A 14,001-nucleotide genomic window follows, 5' to 3' on the forward strand; every position below is an offset into this window, starting at 1 on the left:
TGCTCCTTAATCATCCCAATAATCTGCGCCTCGGTAAAACGGCTCTTTCGCATATGTTTGCTCCTTCGTGGTTGAGCCAACTCTACATTAAAGTGAGGGATCTCGCGGGGGGCAGGTCATGAAGGATGTCTCAGAAAGGGTCTCGACAGCCAGCACCTCACCCTCGACGGCCTCCGGCGCTGTCTTGCAAGCGGCGGATGAGGTCGGCACGCGCAACACACAGTCGCTTTCGGGTATCATCTGGCAGGTCAGCACATAGCCCGCTTCGGCTTCCTCGTCGCTCATGGACTCGTCCATGTAGAATTCGATTTCATAGGTGCCTTTTTCGGCAAAACATTTGCAGGTGCCGCAGACACCGTCACGACAATCCATCGGCAGGTTGATTTTCTGCCGGAAGGCCGCATCCGTTACCTTCTCATCGTCATCGCATTGGATGACGCGGGTGACACCATCCTCAAAGTTCAGGGCGACATTGTAGCTTGTCATGGCATGCTCCTCCCTTGACCGCGCAGCCTGCCGGGCTGCGCGGGGGTGTATTGGCTCCCGACCATTCGGGATCAGGTGTGGTAGACGTCGATCACGTGGTGGATGTGGTCGTTCTTCAGGACCACCTTCTTGTCGGTGATCAACGGTTTGGGGCCGCTGATATCAATCGTGTAGAAGGACGTGCCCCAATGCTGGTCAGTCGCACCGTAGCGGTAGCTTAGGGTTTGCCAGTTGAAGCGCAGCTTGATCTCGCCGCCCTTGCGATCCAGCACTTCGATACCAGAAAGGTAATGGTTGGTCCGCGGCTCAGGCAGAGACGTGGCCGATGACCGGTCGGTCTTGATCCGAAAGACGCGATCCTCGATGCCCTGTTTATTGGGATAATACATCAGGGAAATCTCGTTCGCCGGGTCTTCGGTCAGCGTGTCATAATCGTCCCATGCCGGCATCCAGAAGGGGCAATCCTTGTGGTAGAAGGTCAGCCAAGTGTCCCAGTCCCGGTCATCTAGGGCGCGGGCCTCTGCGAAGAGAAAGGCTTGAATCTCTTCATAGCTCATGGCCGAGGCAGCCTCTGTGCGCTCAAGTGTTGCAGTGCTCATCTTAAGGCCCCCTTATTCTGCTGCCAGAGTCGCATCAGGCGCGGTTTCGCGTTCCTTTGCGATGGCTCGGTTCATACGCTTTTGCCAGTTGCTGTGCTGGATAACGAAGAGCCCTTCGTCTTCCGTCCGGGCACCAGAGAGGATCGGTTCGATCCCAAGCTTCTTGGCATCCTCATCCGGCCCCTTGATCCACTGGGTGGCCCCGCGGGTCAGGTCGTTCCATTTGGCATGGGCAGCGCCCGCATAGCCGCGCTGTGTGGCCCGGAATTCTTCGGTATCATCCGGTGTGGCCATCCCCGAGGCGTTGAAGAAATCCTCATACTGCCGGATGCGGCGGGTGCGTGCTTCTTGGCTCTCCCCTTTCGGGGCGATGCAATAGATGGTCACTTCGGTCTCATTGACACTGATCGGGCGGAAGACCCGGATCTGCGAGCTGAATTGGTCCATTAGAAAGACGTTTGGATAAAGGCAAAGGTTGCGCAACACACCCACCATCCATTCGGCTTTGGTTTGGCCGTGCTTTTCGGTCCATTCCGCTAAGCGCGAATAGCCCGGGCGGTTGGTCGGATCGGCCCATTCGGTCCACAGTAGGATATGGCCATTCTCATAGGCGTGAAATCCGCCGCGCTGCTTAGCCCATTTGCTGGCATCCGTTGCCTTGATGTCATCTTCCTTGCCGTCGTCGGTACGGTGAGCCGTGGTCGCCACGTAGTTCCAGTGCACCGCCGAGACGTGATAGCCGTCGGCCCCATTCTCGGCCTGTAGTTTCCAGTTGCCGTCGTAGGTGTAGGTCGACGAGCCGCGCAGCACCTCAAGCCCCTCATCGGCCTGATCCACGATCATGTCGATCATCTTGCAGGCATCGCCAAGGTACTCTTTCAGCGGCTGGACGTCCTCGCTCAACGACCCGAAGAGGAACCCACGATAGTTTTCAAACTTTGCCACTTTGGTCAGATCGTGGCTGCCATCCGTGTTGAACTGCTCAGGGTAGCCCGCGCCTTTGGGGTCTTTGACCTTCAAGAGCTTGCCGGTGTTGGAAAAGGTCCAACCGTGGAAGGGACAGGTAAAGGTCTTTTGATTGCGACGTTTGAACCGGCAAAGCTGCGCCCCGCGGTGCGAACAGGCATTCACAAGCGCGTGCAGCTCGCCATCCTTGTCACGGGTAATGACGACCGGCGTACGCCCCATGGTCAGGGTAAAATAATCGCCCGGGTTCGGGATCTGGCTTTCATGCGCCATGTAGATCCAATTGCCCTCGAAAATATGTTTGATTTCCAGTTCGAACATCTCTTCATCGGTGAAGATATCCCGGCGACACCGGAATACGCCGTTCTCAGGGTCGTCTTGGATCGCGCCATCAAGGCGCGTCTGGAACTCATCAAGATTGGATTGTGTGAACATTTGGTCCTCCTCCTAAACGCCGTCACGCTTCTCCAGCGTATCGGCTGACTTTTCGTCCCCCCGCTGGCAATCAGCCGGCGACGGCTTTCATGCTGCGTTGTGCACAACGTCGAAATGCGGCGATCTTGTCCGGGTCGAGCGTGACGCCGATGCCCGCCCCGGACGGGATTTCAACACAGAAATCCCGGTAGATAAGCGGCTCTGCGAGGATCCCATCTGTCAGTAACAGCGGTCCGAAAAGCTCGGTGCCCCAGTGCAGGGTCTCGATCGTCGCAAAGAGTTGTAGCGCCGCTGCGGTGCCCAATCCGGTCTCAAGCATGGTGCCGCCGTAGAGGCCCAGACCTGCGGCTTGGCCGATGGCGATCACCTCAGAGGCGCGTTTGAGCCCCCCCGACTGTGCGACTTTCACCGCAAAAACATCGGCGCAGCGCTCATAAACAGCAGTCAAAGCGTCTTCCGGGCCATTCAAGGCTTCATCCGCCATGACGGCGATCTCGTAGCCCTTTGTCAGTTCGGCCATCGCCCGACGATAGCGTGCGGCGACGGGCTGTTCGACCAGCTCACAGCCAGCATCCTGTAGCCCCTTCAACCCCCAGCGCGCTTCCTGAAGGGACCACGCCGTGTTGACGTCCACCCTCACGCTTGCCGTGTCGCCCACAGCCTGTTTGATGCGCGCCACATGCGCGACATCCTCCCGTACGGACCGCTTTCCGATTTTCAGCTTAAAGATATTATGGCGCCGGGTTTCGATCATCTCCTGAGCTTCGGCGATGTCCGTATCGGAATTTCCCGAGGCCAAGGTCCAGGCGACGGGCAATTTCTGATGCACTGCCCCGCCGAACAGATGCGAGACTGGCACGTTCAACCGTTTGCCCAACCCGTCCCACAGCGCAATTTCCACTGCGGTCTTGGCGATACGATTGCCTTTTACCAGCTTGTCGATCAATTGGATCGCGCCGTTCACATTGTCAGCATCACGGCCCAGCAGGAGCGGCACGATATAGGTATCAATTGCAGACTGGATGCCCTCGGGGCTTTCGGCGCCATAGCTCAGACCGCCGATAGTCGTCCCCTCACCGATCCCTTCCGACCCATCGGAGAATTTGATCCGAACCAAGACAGCGGTCTGCATACGCATCGTCGCCATCGAGAGCACGTGCCCTCGGATGGTTGGGATGTCGAGGATCATCGTCTCGATTTGGTCGATCTTCGTCATGGGCTTCACCGCATTTACAAGTTTTTATCTGCAGCACAGAATGCCCGCGCTCTTCGGTAACTGTCGATGATGGGTGGGGTCTTGGGTGATACCCTGCGATTTTGCGCAAGGCGTCGCGCCTAGGTGGAGCTCATCCCTGTCAGCTAAAGGCATCACTATGTTTATTGGGAAACTCTCGATGCCGTCGCCGCTTTGGCACAGGCAGAGAGTTCGAAATCAATCATCCGACTTCAAGGCGGCCTTATAGTCTTCTGAGGTTACCCATCCTCCGAGCCGCGCGAGAAGATCGTTAAGCGTGGTCAGCTCGTCCTCAGACAGCGGTTGGGTCAGCACCTTTTCCAGCCGATCAGAGATGCGCCTGCCAATTGCGCGCATCTCTTTTCCTTTTGTCGTAGTCGACAGAAAGAAAACCCGCGCATCTTTGGCAGAATTCTCACGCTTAATCAGCTGTGCGGCCAGCAGGTTCTGAATGATGCGCGAGGTAAGGCTGCGCTCGAACCCACTGATTTTGGCGAGTTCAGCGAACGTTGTGCCGGGCGCATCATCCACTAATCGCAACACCCGCAAATCGCGGATGCGACATCCGGTTTCCCTAAGAAATATCTCGTCATTCGCGGCAATGGCTTCATCGGCAAGAATGTTTAGCCGATAGGTCAAACGCTCGTTTTTGAAGGTCGAGTTCTTGGTCATTCGCTGCTGTTGTCCGCTCTGTTGAGAAATTACCGAAACGGTATCACCCGTTACCTTGCTTGGCCCAAAACGCATAAATTCACAAGAATCCCGCTTGCGATAATTATCTCAAACTGCAATCGTCTCATTGTGAGATTAGTTTTAGGCCCGGTAATCATCTGGCCGTAGAGCTGGGCGCATAGCCGATGAACGAGGGTTAAAACACATGGTTTCACTGACATGAAGACGGCCGCGACCGGGCGGGAGGCCCGGACGCACAGCTCAGCAGAATTTTCTGAACAACCTAGGGAGACATACCAATGATAGCAGCAAGAGCCCTGTACTTCGGCCTGACGACGGCCACACTTGCAACGACGGCAATACAGTCCGCCAGCGCGGAAACACTTACCCTTTCGTCTTGGGTACCCCCCACCCATTTCGTCCATACTGACTTTCTCGTGCCGTTCACCGAGAAAATCGCCGAAGTGACAGAGGGCCGGGTCACCGTGACGATCCTGCCCGCGCCGCTGGCCAGCCCGCCTCAGCATTGGGAACTGGCCCGAAACGGTGTAGCGGACATTACCTGGGGGAACTTCACCTATGAGCCTGAACGCTTCATCTCACTCTGGTTCTCTGAATTTCCTAACGCAGGCACGAATGCCGAAGCGCAGAGCCGCGCTTTGTGGCAGACGTATGATAAGTACCTCTCCGATCTCGAGGCCTTCGATGGCGTGAAGATGCTGGCAGTAGGCCTGTTCGGCGGCGGGCAGTTGCACCATGGCACAAAGGATCTGGTCACCTCCGCTGACGTGGCAAACCAGAAGTTCCGCATGGGCGGTCCTATTCAGGAAAATCTGCTGACTTCGCTAGGCGCGGTCCCGGTGGCTGCACCTGCGACCAAGGCCTATGAAATGCTGGAAAGCGGTGTAATCGACGGATCGCTTCACACGATGGAATCGGTCGTCAACTTCCGGCTCGAAGATAGCCTGAAGCATCATACGATCTTTCCCAACGGTTTTTACGACGCGTCCTTCTTCGTGATCATGAACGGCGCGAAATGGGAGTCGCTCGGCGCGGAAGACCAAGCAGCCATCGAATCCATCATCGGCGAAGGCCTGTCTGCGGCGTGGGGCAAGAACTTCGACGTACAGAACCCCGCTGCATTTGAGAGGCTCAAGGCCGACGGCCACACAGTATCTGACGCGTCCGCCGAACTCATCTCTGCGGTAGATGTGGTCTATGGCGAGATGGCCGGCAATTGGGTTGTGAACGCCAAGGCCGCCGGCGTCGAAGACCCACAGGCCATCCTCGATTTCTACAACACGACATATAAGGCCCTCGCCGCCGAATAACCCACACCCCAGTGACTTGTCGGGGGCCGATACGACGGCCCCCGTTTTCATTCCAGGAGAAATATCATGCTGCACATAGCGTGGAAGATCCGCAGGGCTGTGGAACTGTTGATGGCCTTGTTTTTACTTGCAATGGTTACCCTGACCTTTGCGGATGTCATTGGACGCCGCTTGTTCGGCAAGCCCATCTATGGGGCGAATGACATTACTGAGCACCTCATGGCCCTTGTCGTCTTTGCAGGCCTGCCCTTGGTCACGGCTGCAGGCGCGCATCTGACCATTGACCTTTTCGACAAGGTGATCGGCAAGCCCTCAATGGCGTGGTGGCGTGCTCTCGTCTCGGCTGTGGTAGTGGTCGTTCTGTCGGTGATTGCTTGGCTCTTCATCAAGCATGGCTTCACCGCCGCGCGCATTTCCGAAGTGAGCCAGGCCCTCCGCGCACCCCGCGCGCCCCTTTATTTCTACATGGGGCTCAGCTGTGCCCTATCCGCTTTGGCCGCCTTCGCCACTGCCTTTGCAGGCCCAATGGTGGACCCCGCAGATACCCACGAGGAAGAAGCACTATGATTGTCGGCTCTATCGCCATGTTCGCAGCCATTCTCTTGGCCTTTCTGCGGGTGCCGCTGGCCTTTGCCCTTCTCGCGGTCTCCACCGCTGGCATCGGGTTCGCGATAAACTGGAACATTGCCTTCCAGCTCCTGCCACTGACGATCTCAGAAGCGGTGCTTTCCTATGACCTCGCGGTCGTTCCGATGTTCATCCTGATAGGCAACGTCATATCCCGCACCGGCATCGCCCATGACCTGTTTCGAGCCGCCTATGCTTTTGTCGGCCATGTTCGTGGCGGATTAGCGCTTTCGACCATGGTGGCCTGTTCGGGTTTCTCTGCCGTTTGCGGATCCAGCTATGCCACCGCGGCGACCATGGCCAAGGTCGCCTACCCCAGTATGAAAAAGTACAAATACTCCGATGAGCTTGCCTCGGGCACGATCGCTGCGGGCGGCACCCTTGGCATTCTGATCCCGCCGTCAATCATCATGGTGGTCTACGGCATTCTGACCCAGACAAACATCGGCGCACTTTTCATTGCCGGGGTCGTACCGGGACTGCTTGGGCTCGCGCTTTATATGCTGGCGATCCGATTGGTCGCCGCGCGCCGTCCAGAACACGCCCCACAGGGCGACCGCACACCTTGGCGCGAGAGGATTGTGGCCTTGTCCGGCATCTGGCCCTTCATGCTTTTGTTCGGCCTGATCATCGGCGGTCTTTACGCCAAACTCTTCACCCCGACCGAGGCCGCGGGCATGGGCGCGGGGCTTGCCATACTGGTGGCCACACTCCACGGGCGGCTTTGTTGGAAAGTGCTGCGCGCGGTGATCATCGACACGGCCTATACTTCGATTTCGCTCTACACGGTACTGTTCGGCGCATTGATGCTGTCCAAGCTGCTTACCCTGTCTGGCCTCGCGGGCGGAATTCTTGCCTTCGTGCAGTCGACCGGCCTTGAGGGCTACGCCCTGATCTTTGCGATCATGCTCGTCTTCCTCGTGCTCGGCTGTGTCATGGATTCCATGGCCATTATCCTGATCTTCGTGCCGCTCTTTGCGCCCATCGTCGTAGCGCAGGGGTTCGATCTGGTGTGGTTCGGTATCATCGTGATCGTCGTGACCGAGATCGCCCTGATCACACCGCCTGTCGGAATGAATGTATTCGTACTGAAGGCCGTGCTGCCCGACGTGCCAGTGTTCCGTATCTTCAAAGGGCTCATCCCATTTGTCACGATCGACGTGGTGCGTCTTGCTCTGCTGATCGCATTTCCCGGCATCACGCTCTGGCTGGGATCAACAATCGGGTAAGCGAAGGTGCAGAGGGTTGAACGACCGCCCTCTGCACCTCGACAACCCTGAAGGCCGCCGTCGCCTATTTCGGATGGAAGATAAAGGACCGCATGGAGATTGATCCAAGGTCGATACTGTCGGTCATGAACAACAGGTCATCGCGCTGATCCGATGCGCCCGCGATCGTGAGCGCGGGCAAGTAGTGGTCCACGCTAGGGTGCGCTTCGCTCAGAAGAGAGCCCAGCTTTTCGCGATTTGCCAGCGTTTCGAAGTCCCGGTCGATCAAACGACCGGTGACCAGATCATCGAACTCCAGCGCAAAAGCTTCGGGTCTTCCGTCAAAACTTAGCCGCCGCAGGTTATGGACGATATTGCCAGACCCGAGAATGAGCACGCCCCGGTCTCGCAGCTCGGACAGTGCTTGGCCGATCTCAAGTTGATGTGCCAACCCCTGCGCCATGTCGATGGAGACTTGAAAAACAGGAACATCCGCTTCCGGGTAGAGATATTTCAGAACCGCCCAAGCGCCATGGTCAAGCCCCCAGGTGTCGTCTTCCTCGGCCCGGTGGCTCGCAAGGAGGGAGACAACTTCGCGCGCCAGTTCCGGCTGGCCCTGTGCCGGGTAGTGCTCAGCATAAAGCGCGTCGGGAAAGCCATTGAAGTCGTGGATCGTACGCGGCAGTGCGGAGACATCGACCAGCGTTGTTCCGCGCGTCATCCAATGGGCCGATACCACCAGAATCGCGTTTGGCCGTGGCAGGCCCTGTCCCAGAGTGGCCCAAGCCTGGCTGAAAGGCCCCTGCGTGATGGCGTGCATGGGGCTGCCGTGGCCAAGAAAAACAACCGGCATTCTTTGCGTGGGTCCAAAGCGATCGCGTAGGCTCTGCAAGCTATGGGTCTGCATAAAGACGTCTCCTCTATTGACCGGATCACCCTTGATCGGGTGATCCGGAAGGGCTCAGCGGATCAGGCGAATTTGCCCAAGGCACGGTCGATCACCGGCAGGTGCAGCGCATAGGCGCCCGCCCCCAGCAGAGCGATGACGCCTTGAACGACCGCCCAGAACAGCGGGAATTCCCAGCCGCCACCTTCGTTCGAGAAGGTCCACCCAAACCCAGCATGGGCCCAAACCGACCCGAGAAGGATGGCAATCAACGGCAGGGACACAAGGCGCACTGCTATGCCAGCGATCAACAAAAGACCGCCGCCAAGCTCGGCGAGAATGGTCAGATAGGCGAAGAAACCCGGAAGCCCAAGGCTTTCAAAAAAGGCGACTGTGCCGGGAATGGTGAAAAGGCATACCTTCATCCAGCCATGGGCGAGGAAGAGAACACCGCTGGAAAGGCGGAGCGCCAGAGCGGCGAGATTGGTATTGGATTGCGTGGTCATTCGTCTGTTTCCTTTTCGGGGGAGGCCACATGCAAGCGGCCCGATGTTGGTATGGCCCCTACATACGCCTTGCCTGCCTCACCCAAAATGGCGAATATATGGAATGACTATCCATAAATTGTACTGAATAAGATGGACCTTCTCGATCAATTGCGCGCTTTCGTGGCGACCGCACGAAGTGGATCGTTCACTGCGGCCGCCGAAGAATTAGGCACCTCTAACCGCCTGACGTCAAAGTATGTGGCCGAGCTTGAGCAGAGGCTTGGGGTTCGCCTCCTGCAAAGAACGACACGGCAGGTCGGGCTGTCACCGGCCGGGGAAACCATGTTTGCCCGTGTCCCTGCGCTCCTTGATGAGATCGAAGACCTTCTTGAAGAGGTTTCGCAAGGCTCCGATGGCCTGTCTGGTCCGCTTCGGATCACGGCCCCGGTCACCTTTGGTGAGATTTACGTGGCCGGTATGCTGGCACGCTTCGGCGCTAAATATCCCGACCTGACCATCGATCTGCGGTTGAGCGATGCCTATGCAGACCTCGCGTCAGATGGGATCGACCTTGCCCTGCGCATCGGCCATTTCGATCTGTCGTCCATGAAGGTCCGCCGCCTCACCAGTTTTGAAAGCATTCTTGTCGCCAGCCCCGCCTTTTTGGCCCAGAGCCCCGAGATCACAAAGCCTGAAGACCTGTCCGAGGTAGCCTGTATTGTCGACACGAACCGCAGATTTCCGCGTCGCTGGAACTTCGCACGTGCGTCTAAAGAGCAGGTCGTCCAAGTCAAAGGACGGTTTCAGGTGAACTCTGCTCACGCGGCGGCAGAACTCGCGCGGCAGGGGCTTGGGGTCGCCTATATCCCGAGTTTCGCAGTGAGTGATGCCATTGAATACGGCGCGCTGGTGCCGCTTCTACTGGAGTGGACCGGGGAGAAAGGCGATGTGGCGGCGGTCTACCTCGAAGGCCGCGCGCTCCCACGCAAGGTACGAACGCTTATCGATTTTATCGTCGCCGACCTGCGCGAACATTCAGTTTAAGGCCTGAAACGGCGAAGGTGAATGGCCTTGCTTGGCGATGTCTCTGGCGGTAAGCCTCAACCGCCGAAAAGATTCTGAGGCCGGTTGGTTATTCCGGCCCTCTGATTTTCAGAGATCCAGTCGCAGCATTCTGCGAACCCTCGGCATCGACCACTCATCGGTCGGTGCCGGGGGAGTTGTGTTCCCCCGTCCGACCGCAACATGGAACGACTTAAATGAACCGAAAAACTCTTATCCTCGCTCAAATCCTCATCACCTTTATGATGGCGGTTTTAATGTCGGGCACGATGTCGCTATTGATCATGGGGTTTACTATGGAATGGCTTTTGGCTTGGCCTTGGCAAGCGCTCACCGCCTGGCCTATTGCGTTTGTCTTCACCCAGTTCACGACGCCATTGGCGTTCGCGATCGCAAATCGAACCATCGCAAAATAGCTCTTATCTGGCGTGAACACATTTATGCAGTGGGGATGACCCGCTGCATAACCGTGCCCCTGCGCGCCCTATCCAAGAATGCGCGCAATCCCGGCCTGCACCTTCAGTAATGCTGGCAGGTAACTTTCGACCAACTCTCCCGGGTCAGGCTGCGTTGCTGCCATTCCGGTGTTCAAGGCCGCAACCACGGCACCCTTGCTGTTGAGCACCGGCACCGCGAGCGAGCGCAGGCTGATCTCAACCTCCTGATCGACCATCGCATAGCCGCGTGCCCGCGCCGCCTGTACCTGCGCCATGATTTCGTCCGGGTCGGTCAGACTGAACCGGGTGCGCGGGGATAGGTCTGACGCCTCAATGACGCGGCGCGCTTCCACGTCCGGCATCGCAGCCAGCAGCACCCGCCCCATGGAGGTGCTATGCGCCGGGAGGCGTGAGCCGGGCATCAGGCCGATCGACATGACCCGCCGCTGCGATGCGCGGGCGAGATAGACAATCTCGGTCTCGTCAAGAATGGCGACAGAGCAGCTTTGCCCGATCTGTTCAGTCAGTTGATCCAGCCAGGGCTGCACGACCTGAGGCAGTTGCAAGCCACCGATGGCCCCGGTGCCAAGGCGCAGACAGCGGTGTGTCAGAGTAAAGAACTTCCCGTCATAGGCGGCGTAGCCTTCGGCATGCAGCGTCAATAGGCACCGGCGCGAGGTGGCACGGTCAAGTCCGGTCAGCGCGGCGACCTCACTGATGGACAGCTTGGGACGCTGTGCGTCGAAACACTCGATCACCCGAAGTCCCTTAGCGAGAGAGGAGACTGTACTGCTAGATTTGTTCGGCATGCGCACATCAAATGACGCAATGCGAACAAATGTCAACATACGCACAAATTTCTAGCCGGTCAGGCATCTGCCCGCTAGACCCTCTGCAACCTGAGGAGACCAGCAATGGACAAAACACTTCCTACCGTGGCCGATGCTGTGGCCGACATCCCGGATGGGGCAACGGTGATGATTGGAGGGTTTGGCGGCTCCGGCGCGCCGATCGAACTGATCCACGCCCTTATCGACCGCTTTCGCGCCACCGGCAGCCCGGCGGCGATCACTGTCATCAACAACAACGCAGGCAACGGCTATTGCGGGATCGCCGCGATGATCAAAGCAGGCATGGTTCGCAAGATGATCTGCTCGTTCCCGCGCAGTTCCAACGCCGAAGCCTTCAATGAAAAGTACCTCGCGGGCGAGATCGAGCTGGACCTCGTCCCCCAAGGCACATTGGCCGAGCGCATCCGCGCCGCCGGTGCCGGCATCCCCGCCTTCTACACGCCGACCTCCTTCGGCACGGAACTTGCCGAAGGCAAACCGACCGAGGAATTCGACGGCAAGATGTATGTCCGCGAAAGATGGCTTAAGGCGGATTTTGCGCTGATCAAGGGGCAGGACGGGGATCGCACCGGCAACCTGACCTACCGCATGGCAGGCCGCAACTTTAACCCGCTGATGGCCATGGCGGCAGCGAAAACCATCGCGCAGGTCAGCCTGCTGGGGGAGCCTGGCAGCATTGACCCGCAAGCTGTCATCACCCCGGGTATCTTCGTCGATGCCATCGTGGAAGTGGCAGAACCCCAACAAGAAGAAGTGCTTGTGCGCACGGGAGTGGTTTACTGATGGCTGAGTTCAACATCATGCAGGACAAGCTTTCGAACGCGCAGATCGCATGGCGCGCGGCGCAGGACATCGAAGACGGATCTTACGTCAACCTCGGCATCGGCTTCCCCGAGATGATCGCCAAGTTCCAGCCCGAAGGTCGCGATGTGACCTATCACACCGAAAACGGGGTTCTGGGTTTCGGTCAGGCCCCGAAAGAGGGCGAAGAGGACTGGGATCTGATCAACGCTGGAAAGAAGCCGATCACGCTCAAGCCCGGTGCCGCGTTTTTCCACCATGCAGACAGTTTCGCGATGGTCCGCGGCGGGCATCTCGATCTCGCCGTGCTGGGAGCCTATCAGGTGGCTCAGAATGGCGATCTGGCGAATTGGCGCGTCGGCACCAAGGGCGTGCCTGCCGTGGGCGGCGCGATGGACCTTGTACATGGCGCCAAACGCGTGGCCGTGGTCACCGATCATGTCACCAAGGATGGCGGCCCGAAACTGGTTGAGCGCTGCACCTTCCCGCTGACCGGCGTGGGGTGCGTCACCCAAGTCTATACCTCCCTTGCGGTGATCGACATCAGGGACGGCAGGTTCATCCTGCGGGAGAAAGTGCCGGGGCTGAGCATGGACGCTCTACAGGCCGTCACCGGGGCCACGCTGCACATTGAAGGCGATGTTGCCGATCTTATCGTACCGGAGGAATTGGCATGATCGACGTCTATATCTGCGACTACATCCGCACCCCCATTGGCCGATATGGCGGGGCACTGTCTTCGGTACGGGCCGATGATCTGGGCGCGGTGCCCCTCAGGGCGCTGATCGAGCGTAACCCATCTTTGGATCCCGCGGCGATCGACGAAGTCATCTTCGGCTGCGCCAATCAGGCGGGTGAGGACAATCGCAACGTCGCACGGATGTCGCTGCTGCTGGCGGGCTACCCCGAGACCGTGCCCGGCACCACGATGAACCGACTCTGCGGCTCAGGCATGGATGCGGTGATCACCGCCGCACGGGCGATCAAGGCCGGAGAGGCCGAGGTGATCGTCGCCGGTGGGGTTGAGAGCATGTCGCGCGCCCCCTTCGTGATGCCCAAGGCCGAGACCGCCTTTTCACGGGCCAACGAGGTTTTTGACACCACCATCGGCTGGCGTTTCGTCAACAAATTGATGAAGGCACAATATGGCGTCGATTCAATGCCTGAAACCGCCGAGAATATAGCGGAGGATTTTGACGTTAACCGTGCAGATCAAGATGCCTTCGCCCTGCGGTCCCAGCAAAAAGCGGGTGCCGCGATGGCAAGCGGGCGTCTGGCGCAAGAGATCGTGCCTGTCTCCATTCCGCAACGCCGGTGCGACCCCCTCATCCTGTCAGAAGATGAACACCCCCGCCCTTCGACCACCTTGGAAGCGCTGCAAAAGCTCAAATCCTTCGTCAAAGCAGATGGCACGGTGACGGCAGGCAATGCCTCCGGCGTGAATGATGGTGCGGCGGCATTGATCCTCGCCACGAAAGAAGCCGCAGAGAAACATGGGCTGACCCCCATTGCCAAAGTCCTCGGTGGCGCAACGGCCGGAGTCGCACCGCGCATCATGGGCTTTGGTCCGGCACCTGCGTCCAAGAAGCTGATGGCGCGGCTCGGGCTGAGGCAGGAGGATTTCAGCGTCATCGAACTGAACGAGGCTTTCGCGTCACAGGGTCTCGCCACCCTGCGCGATTTGGGCATCGCAGACGACGATCCACGGGTGAACCCCAACGGCGGGGCAATCAGTCTTGGGCACCCGTTGGGCATGTCGGGGGCCAGGATCACCGGCACGGCCATGCTGGATTTAAAACCCGGCGAGAAGTCCCTCTCCACGATGTGTATCGGCGTCGGCCAAGGGATCGCCATTGCGTTGGAAGCCGTCTAAGCCGCTGGCCGTAGTGCGGGGATAGGGATTCACCTCGTTGCGCGC

16 protein-coding genes and 1 pseudogene are annotated in these 14,001 nt (G+C 58.5%); 9 read left to right on the top strand and 8 right to left on the bottom strand.

All coding sequences use genetic code 11. From position 1 onward, the window contains the following. Positions 1-87 precede the first annotated feature (87 nt). The 5 genes from ACGYK7_RS03175 to ACGYK7_RS03195 all read right to left on the bottom strand — a co-directional run bounded on the left by ACGYK7_RS03175 (position 88) and on the right by ACGYK7_RS03195 (position 4,392). Positions 88-486, bottom strand: a complete 399-nt coding sequence (locus ACGYK7_RS03175) for a 2Fe-2S iron-sulfur cluster-binding protein (protein WP_394398946.1) — start codon at positions 484-486, stop codon at positions 88-90. 71 nt (positions 487-557) lie between these two features. Further along, the gene (gene benB, locus ACGYK7_RS03180) at positions 558-1,085 is read right to left on the bottom strand and encodes a benzoate 1,2-dioxygenase small subunit (RefSeq protein WP_394398948.1); all 528 of its coding nucleotides are present in this window, start codon (positions 1,083-1,085) and stop codon (positions 558-560) included. 12 nt (positions 1,086-1,097) lie between these two features. Beyond that, positions 1,098-2,486 carry a benzoate 1,2-dioxygenase large subunit gene (gene benA, locus ACGYK7_RS03185; RefSeq protein WP_394398950.1) on the bottom strand — a complete coding sequence of 463 codons (1,389 nt, stop codon included), beginning with the start codon at positions 2,484-2,486 and terminating at the stop codon, positions 1,098-1,100. A gap of 70 nt (positions 2,487-2,556) precedes the next feature. Beyond that, a complete protein-coding gene (locus ACGYK7_RS03190) occupies positions 2,557-3,702 on the bottom strand; it encodes a muconate/chloromuconate family cycloisomerase (protein WP_394398952.1) in 1,146 nt (381 codons plus the stop codon). Between the two features lie 216 nt (positions 3,703-3,918). Next, positions 3,919-4,392 (bottom strand): MarR family winged helix-turn-helix transcriptional regulator, encoded by a 474-nt coding sequence (locus tag ACGYK7_RS03195; RefSeq protein ID WP_394398954.1) that lies wholly within the window; start codon positions 4,390-4,392, stop codon positions 3,919-3,921. A gap of 299 nt (positions 4,393-4,691) precedes the next feature. On the opposite strand from ACGYK7_RS03195, the gene ACGYK7_RS03200 reads away from it, so the two are divergent. The 3 genes from ACGYK7_RS03200 (at position 4,692) to ACGYK7_RS03210 (ending at position 7,579) form a co-directional block, all read left to right on the top strand. Next, on the top strand, positions 4,692-5,723 hold the full coding sequence (locus tag ACGYK7_RS03200) for a TRAP transporter substrate-binding protein (protein ID WP_394398956.1): 1,032 nt from the start codon (positions 4,692-4,694) through the stop codon (positions 5,721-5,723). A gap of 66 nt (positions 5,724-5,789) precedes the next feature. Next, positions 5,790-6,290: a TRAP transporter small permease gene (locus ACGYK7_RS03205; RefSeq protein WP_394398958.1), complete on the top strand. Its 501-nt coding sequence runs from the start codon at positions 5,790-5,792 to the stop codon at positions 6,288-6,290. Next, positions 6,287-7,579: a TRAP transporter large permease gene (locus ACGYK7_RS03210; RefSeq protein ID WP_394398960.1), complete on the top strand. Its 1,293-nt coding sequence runs from the start codon at positions 6,287-6,289 to the stop codon at positions 7,577-7,579. The genes ACGYK7_RS03205 and ACGYK7_RS03210 overlap by 4 nt, the downstream gene beginning before the upstream one ends. Before the next feature lie 64 nt (positions 7,580-7,643). On the opposite strand, the gene ygiD is transcribed toward ACGYK7_RS03210, so the two are convergent. Then, positions 7,644-8,465: a 4,5-DOPA dioxygenase extradiol gene (gene ygiD / locus ACGYK7_RS03215; RefSeq protein WP_394398962.1), complete on the bottom strand. Its 822-nt coding sequence runs from the start codon at positions 8,463-8,465 to the stop codon at positions 7,644-7,646. Between the two features lie 62 nt (positions 8,466-8,527). Further along, a complete protein-coding gene (locus ACGYK7_RS03220; RefSeq protein ID WP_394398964.1) occupies positions 8,528-8,950 on the bottom strand; it encodes a DoxX family protein in 423 nt (140 codons plus the stop codon). A gap of 132 nt (positions 8,951-9,082) precedes the next feature. On the opposite strand from ACGYK7_RS03220, the pseudogene ACGYK7_RS03225 reads away from it, so the two are divergent. The 3 genes and pseudogenes from ACGYK7_RS03225 to ACGYK7_RS03235 form a co-directional block, all read left to right on the top strand. Then, positions 9,083-9,259: pseudogene (locus ACGYK7_RS03225) on the top strand (LysR family transcriptional regulator); the annotation flags it as partial. 15 nt (positions 9,260-9,274) lie between these two features. After that, the gene (locus ACGYK7_RS03230; RefSeq protein WP_394399743.1) at positions 9,275-9,976 is read left to right on the top strand and encodes a substrate binding domain-containing protein; all 702 of its coding nucleotides are present in this window, start codon (positions 9,275-9,277) and stop codon (positions 9,974-9,976) included. Positions 9,977-10,191: 215 nt separating this feature from the next. After that, positions 10,192-10,410, top strand: a complete 219-nt coding sequence (locus tag ACGYK7_RS03235) for a DUF2798 domain-containing protein (protein ID WP_269348081.1) — start codon at positions 10,192-10,194, stop codon at positions 10,408-10,410. Between the two features lie 68 nt (positions 10,411-10,478). Here ACGYK7_RS03235 and ACGYK7_RS03240 read toward each other — a convergent pair whose 3' ends face one another. Continuing rightward, positions 10,479-11,240: an IclR family transcriptional regulator C-terminal domain-containing protein gene (locus tag ACGYK7_RS03240; protein ID WP_394398966.1), complete on the bottom strand. Its 762-nt coding sequence runs from the start codon at positions 11,238-11,240 to the stop codon at positions 10,479-10,481. Between the two features lie 105 nt (positions 11,241-11,345). Here ACGYK7_RS03240 and ACGYK7_RS03245 point away from each other — a divergent pair, with 105 nt between their 5' ends. Genes ACGYK7_RS03245 through pcaF form a run of 3 tightly spaced genes read left to right on the top strand, consistent with a single transcriptional unit; the run spans position 11,346 to position 13,956 of the window. Then, positions 11,346-12,065 carry a 3-oxoacid CoA-transferase subunit A gene (locus ACGYK7_RS03245; protein WP_394398968.1) on the top strand — a complete coding sequence of 240 codons (720 nt, stop codon included), beginning with the start codon at positions 11,346-11,348 and terminating at the stop codon, positions 12,063-12,065. Beyond that, positions 12,065-12,760: a 3-oxoacid CoA-transferase subunit B gene (locus ACGYK7_RS03250; RefSeq protein WP_067624155.1), complete on the top strand. Its 696-nt coding sequence runs from the start codon at positions 12,065-12,067 to the stop codon at positions 12,758-12,760. Before ACGYK7_RS03245 ends, ACGYK7_RS03250 begins: the two co-directional genes overlap by 1 nt. Then, positions 12,757-13,956, top strand: coding sequence for a 3-oxoadipyl-CoA thiolase (gene pcaF, locus ACGYK7_RS03255; protein WP_394398970.1), 1,200 nt, complete (start codon positions 12,757-12,759; stop codon positions 13,954-13,956). The genes ACGYK7_RS03250 and pcaF overlap by 4 nt, the downstream gene beginning before the upstream one ends. Positions 13,957-14,001 lie beyond the last annotated feature (45 nt).

Source organism: Sulfitobacter sp. 1A15299 (assembly GCF_043556915.1).
Lineage (GTDB): Bacteria > Pseudomonadota > Alphaproteobacteria > Rhodobacterales > Rhodobacteraceae > Sulfitobacter.

Excerpts from the sequence above, each read along its gene's own strand:
- pcaF (WP_394398970.1), top strand. The coding sequence starts at position 12,757 with ATGATCGACGTCTATATCTGCGACTACATCCGCACCCCCATTGGCCGA.
- ACGYK7_RS03175 (WP_394398946.1), bottom strand. The coding sequence starts at position 486 with ATGACAAGCTACAATGTCGCCCTGAACTTTGAGGATGGTGTCACCCGC.
- ACGYK7_RS03210 (WP_394398960.1), top strand. The coding sequence starts at position 6,287 with ATGATTGTCGGCTCTATCGCCATGTTCGCAGCCATTCTCTTGGCCTTT.
- benB (WP_394398948.1), bottom strand. The coding sequence starts at position 1,085 with ATGAGCACTGCAACACTTGAGCGCACAGAGGCTGCCTCGGCCATGAGC.
- ACGYK7_RS03235 (WP_269348081.1), top strand. The coding sequence starts at position 10,192 with ATGAACCGAAAAACTCTTATCCTCGCTCAAATCCTCATCACCTTTATG.
- ACGYK7_RS03200 (WP_394398956.1), top strand. The coding sequence starts at position 4,692 with ATGATAGCAGCAAGAGCCCTGTACTTCGGCCTGACGACGGCCACACTT.
- ACGYK7_RS03205 (WP_394398958.1), top strand. The coding sequence starts at position 5,790 with ATGCTGCACATAGCGTGGAAGATCCGCAGGGCTGTGGAACTGTTGATG.
- benA (WP_394398950.1), bottom strand. The coding sequence starts at position 2,486 with ATGTTCACACAATCCAATCTTGATGAGTTCCAGACGCGCCTTGATGGC.
- ACGYK7_RS03190 (WP_394398952.1), bottom strand. The coding sequence starts at position 3,702 with ATGACGAAGATCGACCAAATCGAGACGATGATCCTCGACATCCCAACC.
- ACGYK7_RS03195 (WP_394398954.1), bottom strand. The coding sequence starts at position 4,392 with ATGACCAAGAACTCGACCTTCAAAAACGAGCGTTTGACCTATCGGCTA.
- ACGYK7_RS03240 (WP_394398966.1), bottom strand. The coding sequence starts at position 11,240 with ATGCCGAACAAATCTAGCAGTACAGTCTCCTCTCTCGCTAAGGGACTT.
- ACGYK7_RS03245 (WP_394398968.1), top strand. The coding sequence starts at position 11,346 with ATGGACAAAACACTTCCTACCGTGGCCGATGCTGTGGCCGACATCCCG.
- ACGYK7_RS03220 (WP_394398964.1), bottom strand. The coding sequence starts at position 8,950 with ATGACCACGCAATCCAATACCAATCTCGCCGCTCTGGCGCTCCGCCTT.
- ygiD (WP_394398962.1), bottom strand. The coding sequence starts at position 8,465 with ATGCAGACCCATAGCTTGCAGAGCCTACGCGATCGCTTTGGACCCACG.
- ACGYK7_RS03250 (WP_067624155.1), top strand. The coding sequence starts at position 12,065 with ATGGCTGAGTTCAACATCATGCAGGACAAGCTTTCGAACGCGCAGATC.
- ACGYK7_RS03230 (WP_394399743.1), top strand. The coding sequence starts at position 9,275 with ATGTTTGCCCGTGTCCCTGCGCTCCTTGATGAGATCGAAGACCTTCTT.